Consider the following 6,447-nt stretch of genomic DNA (forward strand, 5'->3'; position numbering starts at 1 on the left):
GTGCATTCTGGCTCATCATCGGGCGCTTCCTGCAAGGGCTAAGCGGCGGTGCGATGTTAACCTGCCTGATCGCCATACTCTCGCACCAGTTCCCGCAGGGAAAACCCCGCAGCCAGGCCTTTGCCGCATGGGGGATAACCTTTGGCTTTGGTCTGGGTTTCGGTCCTATCATCGGCGGGATGCTGGTGGCGGTTTTAAGCTGGCAATGGGTGTTTCTGGTGCACGGCTTTATCGCGCTGCTGACATTCGTGCTCGCACTGAAAAATGTGGATGAATCCCACCCTGGACAGGGCAACAAACTCGATCGGGTTGGGTTGATCACCCTCACCCTATGCGTGGTTGGCGTGACCTATCTCATTACCCAGGGTGCCAGCATCGGTTGGCGAAGTCTTGAAGCCCGCCTGATTATGCTGGTGATCCTGATCAGCGCGGTGATGTTTATCCGCACGGAGAAGCGCCATCCTCACCCGATGTTTGATTTCTCGGTGTTTCGCATTCGCTCCTTCTCGGGGGCTTTAATGGGTTCGATTGGCATGAACTTCAGTTTCTGGCCGCTGATGATCTACCTGCCGGTTTATTACCAGAGCGGGCTTGGGTTCAGCAGTATGGATACCGGTTTTGCCCTGCTTGCCTATACCTTGCCCACCTTATTGATGCCGCCGATAGGGGAAAAACTGGTGCTGCGATTTGGCGCTGCCCGTGTCATTCCCCTCGGATTATTTTCGATCGGTGCTGGGTTCGTGCTGATGAAACTGGCCATCACGTACCAACTGAGTTTGCTGCCGGGTGCCCTGCTGGCGGGAACCGCGCTCGGACTCACCAATACGCCGGTGACCAACACCACCACCGGTTCCGTTGCCGTTAATCGGGTAGGCATGGCTTCCGGGATTGATATCAGTGCACGTTTAATCACGCTGGCGATCAACATCGCCTTGATGGGCAGCCTGCTGGTGGCAGTGATCGCCGCCAGTCTGCGGCAACGGCTTCCTGCCTCCAGCGATGTGGTTGCGCTCGCAGAACGCATAGCGGCTGGCGCTGAAGTTTCGCTTAGCCGCGCTATCGCCTCGCAAGTGCTGGCTGACGGTTTTTCCGCCGTGCTGACCTATGGCGCGCTGGGTGTAAGCGGTCTGGCACTGGCGAGTTATCTGCTGTTCAGGCCCAAAAGTCTCAGAGTGGCTGAGCGGACGACCCATCCCTGCCGACGAGAGTGAGGGTTATCGCGCCACGCAGCCAAAGCGATCTTCCAGCAACGGATAGCGCTGCGCATCCGGTAACTCAAAATGCCACCACTCGGTTGGCATACCGACAAAACCGCCTGCCAGCATAATGGCATTGAGCATCAAACGATGGCGCTGTGCCTGTGGCGGTACAGCGGGATGGAACGGATGCGACAGATCTTCCATCGCATCAAAGGCCGTCCCCATATCCAGCACCTTGCCCGCGCCATCCATTAACGTCAGATCAATCGCCACGCCACGGCTGTGATTCGAACCCGTGGCGGGCGGCACCACGTAGTCGGCATCCGGGCAGGCATCCCATAGATGCCACTGCGCCTGCTGGGGGCGATAAGCATCAAAAATCAGTAAGGTGAAGCCAGCCAGTCGGGCGACCTCAACACTTTTTTGCAACGCGTGCGCCGCTTCTGGATGCAGCAGGGCCCGCGCTTCGCGATAAATGGCGTAACCGGTGATGTTATCGGTTGTGGCGTACTTCAGGTCAAAAGCCAACGTTGGAAAGCTAGCGGCTAAATCAGTGAGTAAAATGTCCTGCGTCATCCTTCATCCTGTTGATCAATGTTCCGGCAATGATAATAGCTGGCGCGGCAGCGTTGTCAGCCGCTCTGCACCCTGCGGCGTCACGCGAACGGTTTCGCTGAACGCCAGACTTTGCGCGGAAGTATACATATGGAACACCATATCCTCCTCCAGTAACCACTCCGCTTTGGCATGGAAGCTACAGGAGAAATCACTCGGGCGCGGCGTGCGCGTATACAGCCCCAGCGCATAGCCGGTGATGTTGGGATAATCCGTACGAAGTCCATTGCGCAATAACCCCTCGCGCACAATCGCATCCACTTCCCGTGCGCTGACGCCGGGTTTCATGGCCTTGAACTGTTCATCCTGTATTGCGATAAGTTGCAGCGCCAGCTCAGCGCGCTGGGTGGAGATCTCCCCCACAATAAACGGACGCATCAGACGCGCGCTGTAGTGTTTCACTTTAGGAATCAGCTCGACGTGCAGCACATCGCCACGCTGTAAACGCTGTTCATGGCCGCTGGCATGGAGAAAACCGTTGTCGCCGCTGGCGATGACGATAGGCCCGGTTTCCCCGGTATCCGCACCCAGACGCAAAAATTCGCCTGCCGCCAGCGCAGCGACATCGCGTACACGCCAGCTGCCCTGCACGGCTTTGCCCATCGCGTCCAGCGTGGTATCGGCAATGGCGGAGGCCTGACGCAACGCCTCCAGCTCTGCCGGGAATTTCACGCTGCGCAGCCGATCGCTCACACCGGTTAAATCGCACCACTGCACGTCCGGCAAATGGCGCGACAGCTGCTGCCAGCTGTGCACCGTCATGCCATAAGAGGTGTAATCCACGCCCAACCGCGCCCGTTGAAAACCGCGTCGGAGCAGACTGTGCGCCACCGCAAACCACGGGTCCTGATCGTCACGATAGCTTTCTACTGTCAGCGCAGGAGATTGCGCCCGGCACGGCGCTTCATCTAACTGGCGCAGCACCATCCAGGGATCGCCCTTAAGCGGCACCAGGCAAGCGCGATACAAGGTTTCTGACACGGTATAACCGGTCAGCCAGGCCAGCAGTTCACCATGATCGATGATCATTACGTCCACATTGGCCTGCTGCATCGTGGCACGCAGGCGACTCAGCGCCGCAGCGTTCATTATGCGCCCTCGACCGGCTGGCAGATCTCCAGAATCGCGAGCAGATAAATGCGCACCATATCAAGGAATTCGGTTATCTCGACGCGCTCATCCGGCATGGTGTTGTATTTACCGCCCGGACCACACACGATGCCTTCCATGCCTGCATGCTGATACAGGTGTGCAGCATCAGTACCAAAGAAGGCTGGCGGCGTGATGACGCCAGTAGGCTGTTCGGTGCCACGCACGGTTTTCCAGCCGCGATTCACCGCTTTGACAATCGGTGACTCTGGCGACACTTCGAAAGGCAACATGGTGGGCTTATCGCGGATACCGTCATCAAACAGCTCGGCTTTCAGGCCGGGGAAGCGCTGGCACAGCGTATCCAGCAGCGCTTGCAGATCCGCTAACACGCCCTCGACAGTTTGGCCCGGCGCGAAGCGAGCCGATCCTTTCAGACGCACAAAGTCGGCCACCTGTGGCGGACGCCACTCTTCCAGATCGCGTCCCAGCGCACCGTGCACGGTGCCAATGTGCCCACGGTTAATTTTCAGATGTTCATCGCTTTTTGCGCCGCTGAACACCATGCCGTTAATCTGCGGAATCAGCTCCACGGCGGCGTTAATCGCATCGACGGCTTCTTCGCGTTTCGACAGATGGCGGGTATCTCCGGTGAGTTCAATGGTGAACATCAGCGAACCGGCGTGCATGGTCAGCGCCTGGAGATCAGTGGGTTCCGCATTGATAAAGTAATCGGCGCGCACGCCCTGTTCAATTGCCGCCAGCGTGCCGATACCGCCCTGCAATTCGCCCACCACGTAGGTCAGAATCACATCACCTTTCAGTTTCACACCGGCATCAATCAGCGTTTTCAGCGCACAGAAGTAGGCCGCATCGCCCGCTTTCATATTGGAGACGCCAATACCGTAAATGAACTGATCGTCAATTTTTCCTGCCCAGGGATCCACCGTCCAGCCTTCGGTTACCGGATTGGTGTCCAGATGGCCGTTGAACAGCAGGCTGTTGCCGCCGCCGCTGCCCGCCAGGCGGCCGATGGCATTGAGACGGTCGCCCGGGACTTTTTGCAGTTCGGTTTCCAGGCCCAACTGTGCCATCTGTTCTGCCATATAGCGGGCTAACTCACGCTCGCCGTCGGTGGCGCTGTAGCTTTTGTGCTGCACCATTTTTGCCAGGAAAGAGAGACAAAACTCGCGATCGATATGATGAATTAACTGTTCAGGATTCATGCGTTTCTCGTTAAGCAACGGATTGGTTTAAGTCGAGAACGTGCACCGCGTCAAGCAGTGCGCGGGTATAAGAATGCTGCGCCAGCGCACTCATATTCACGCCGGGCAGCACTTCCACCACATCGCCGCGATACATTACCGCCACGCGATGGGCGATTTGACGTATCAGGTTGAGATCGTGGGTAATAAACAGATAGGCCGTGCCGTAGCGGCGACGCAGTTCCAGCAAAAGCTCGATGATGGTGGCCTGCACGGACACATCCAGCGCAGCGGTGATTTCATCGCAAATCACTAAATCCGGTGGATTGGCAAAAGCACGTGCGATAGCAACACGCTGTTTCTGACCACCGGACAGCGCGTGCGGATAGCGCGTGGCAAACTCTGCGGGCAACCGCACTTCCTCTAACAGGCGAGCCACGGCTTGCGCTTCCGTTTCTCCCGGCGGCAAACCGTATAAGCGCAGCGGACGCGCAATGATTTCACCGATGGTCATGCGTGGATTCAGCGAGGCGTCCGGATGCTGAAAGATCATCTGCACCCGGCGGCGATACTCTTTATCCATCTGCGCGCGGCCTTGCAGCGCATAGCCGCAGAAGTCGAGCTCACCGCTAAACGGCACCAGTCCGGTAATCGCTTTGCCCAGCGAGGATTTCCCCGAACCTGACTCGCCCACCACGCCAAGGATCTCGCCCTGATGCACAGTGAGCGAAACCGCGTTGGCGGCACGCGTGGTATTGGCTTCGCGCTTGAGCAAGCGGTCGACAAAACCTTGCTGGCCGTAATCGATGGTGAGCGCGTCCAGCGTCAGCAGCGGCTGCGATCCGGCGGCATCCTGCACCAGACGCTGCTGCGGATTTGGCACTGCTGAGATCAATTTGCGGGTATAGCTGTTCTGCGGTGCACTAAACAAATTCTGCGTATCGGCCTGTTCAACAATACGGCCCTTCTCCAGCACGCAAACGCGATCGGCGACTTTCGCCACCAGCGCCAGATCGTGGGAAATATACAGTGAGGCCACCCCCGTCTCTTCGCGCAGTCGTTCATAGAGATCGAGGATCTGCGCCGAGCTGATCACATCCAGCGCGGTGGTCGGTTCATCGAAGATCATGCAGTCCGGCTGACAGGCAAACGCCGTGGCGATTAAGATGCGCTGCTTCTCACCCCCGGAAACCTGATGCGGATAACGGCGCATCATGCGTGCCGGATGCTTGAGCTCGACGTCATGTAACAGCGACTCGCCCAATTCCTGCGCTTCACGTGCCGTTAAGCCGCGATGGCGCCGCAGCACTTCTGTCACCTGCTCGCCCAGCGTGAGGGTGGGATTGAGCGAAGCGCTCGGATCCTGAAAAATCATCCCCAGCTTCGCGCCGCGCAAGGCCATCAGTTTTGGGACGGGTAAACTCAGCAGGCTCTCTCCGTTGAGGCGGATGTCGCCCCACTTCTCGCGCGCATTGCCCGCCAGCCAGCGCATGATCGCCCAGCCGAGCGTGGTTTTGCCGGACCCGGATTCCCCCACTAACCCCAGCACTTCGCCGGGCATCACGTTTAACGTAATATCGCGCAGCACCGGCAGTGACTCACCGCTTTGTAACGCGTAATCAAGGCTGTAATTTTCCACCGACAGCACCGGTGCAGGCTTCACGCTCATCAGTGGCTCCTTGGGTTGAGCACGTCTCGCAGCCCGTCGCCCAGTAAGTTAAAACCAATCGCCACCAGCGCGATCGCCAGGCCCGGAATCATCATCATCCACGGCGCGGTGAAGAAATAGGTGCGGGCTTCGGAGACCATCAGCCCCCACTCTGGCTCGGGAGGCTGTGCGCCTAAACCGAGGAAACTCAGGGTGGCAAACAGCATGATGGCGAAGGCCACGCGGATGGTGGCTTCAACGATGATCGGTGCCAGGATGTTCGGCAGCATTTCACGCAGGATGATGTAATGCCCGGCTTCACCACGGGCAATCGCCGCGTTGATGTAATCCTGCTGCCGCGCCGCCAGCGCCACGCTGCGTGAAATACGCACCATGCCCGGCACAAACGCAATGGTGATCGCCAGCACCGCATTCATGCTGCTCTGACCCAAAGTGCTGACAATCAGCAAAGCAAACAGCAGGCTGGGAATCGCCATCACGGCATCCATAGTGCGCATCATAAATTCATCGATCTTGCCGCCCAGATAGGCGCTGGCGGTGCCCAGTACTGAACCAATCACCATGGCCAATGCGGTTGCCAGCAGTGACAGCACGATGGTAGAGCGTGCGCCCACCATTACCCGGCTGAAGATGTCTCGCCCCATTTGATCGGTGCCAAACCAGTGCTCGG

At 58.3% G+C, this 6,447-nt stretch carries 6 protein-coding genes; 1 reads left to right on the top strand and 5 read right to left on the bottom strand.

All coding sequences use genetic code 11. The features are described from left to right. Window positions 1-1,211: MFS transporter (locus H7A81_RS24810; RefSeq protein ID WP_182059041.1), on the top strand; the 1,211-nt coding region annotated here is incomplete at its 5' end. A 3-nt stretch (window positions 1,212-1,214) separates the two neighbouring features. On the opposite strand, the gene ddpX is transcribed toward H7A81_RS24810, so the two are convergent. The 5 genes from ddpX to H7A81_RS24835 all read right to left on the bottom strand — a co-directional run. After that, the gene (ddpX, locus tag H7A81_RS24815) at window positions 1,215-1,775 is read right to left on the bottom strand and encodes a D-alanyl-D-alanine dipeptidase (protein ID WP_182059042.1); all 561 of its coding nucleotides are present in this window, start codon (window positions 1,773-1,775) and stop codon (window positions 1,215-1,217) included. A 15-nt stretch (window positions 1,776-1,790) separates the two neighbouring features. Beyond that, window positions 1,791-2,903 carry a Xaa-Pro peptidase family protein gene (locus H7A81_RS24820; RefSeq protein ID WP_182059043.1) on the bottom strand — a complete coding sequence of 371 codons (1,113 nt, stop codon included), beginning with the start codon at window positions 2,901-2,903 and terminating at the stop codon, window positions 1,791-1,793. Then, complete coding sequence (locus H7A81_RS24825; RefSeq protein ID WP_182059044.1) at window positions 2,903-4,129, bottom strand: M20 family metallopeptidase; 1,227 nt, start codon at window positions 4,127-4,129, stop codon at window positions 2,903-2,905. The genes H7A81_RS24820 and H7A81_RS24825 overlap by 1 nt, the downstream gene beginning before the upstream one ends. Window positions 4,130-4,139: 10 nt before the next feature. After that, window positions 4,140-5,777 carry an ABC transporter ATP-binding protein gene (gene nikE, locus H7A81_RS24830; protein WP_182059045.1) on the bottom strand — a complete coding sequence of 546 codons (1,638 nt, stop codon included), beginning with the start codon at window positions 5,775-5,777 and terminating at the stop codon, window positions 4,140-4,142. Then, a partial coding sequence (locus tag H7A81_RS24835) for an ABC transporter permease (RefSeq protein WP_182059046.1) occupies window positions 5,777-6,447 on the bottom strand: 671 nt, incomplete at its 5' end. The genes nikE and H7A81_RS24835, both read right to left, overlap by 1 nt.

Origin of the sequence: Pantoea sp. ME81, from assembly GCF_903970985.1 — a bacterium.
Lineage (GTDB): Bacteria > Pseudomonadota > Gammaproteobacteria > Enterobacterales > Enterobacteriaceae > Pantoea > Pantoea communis.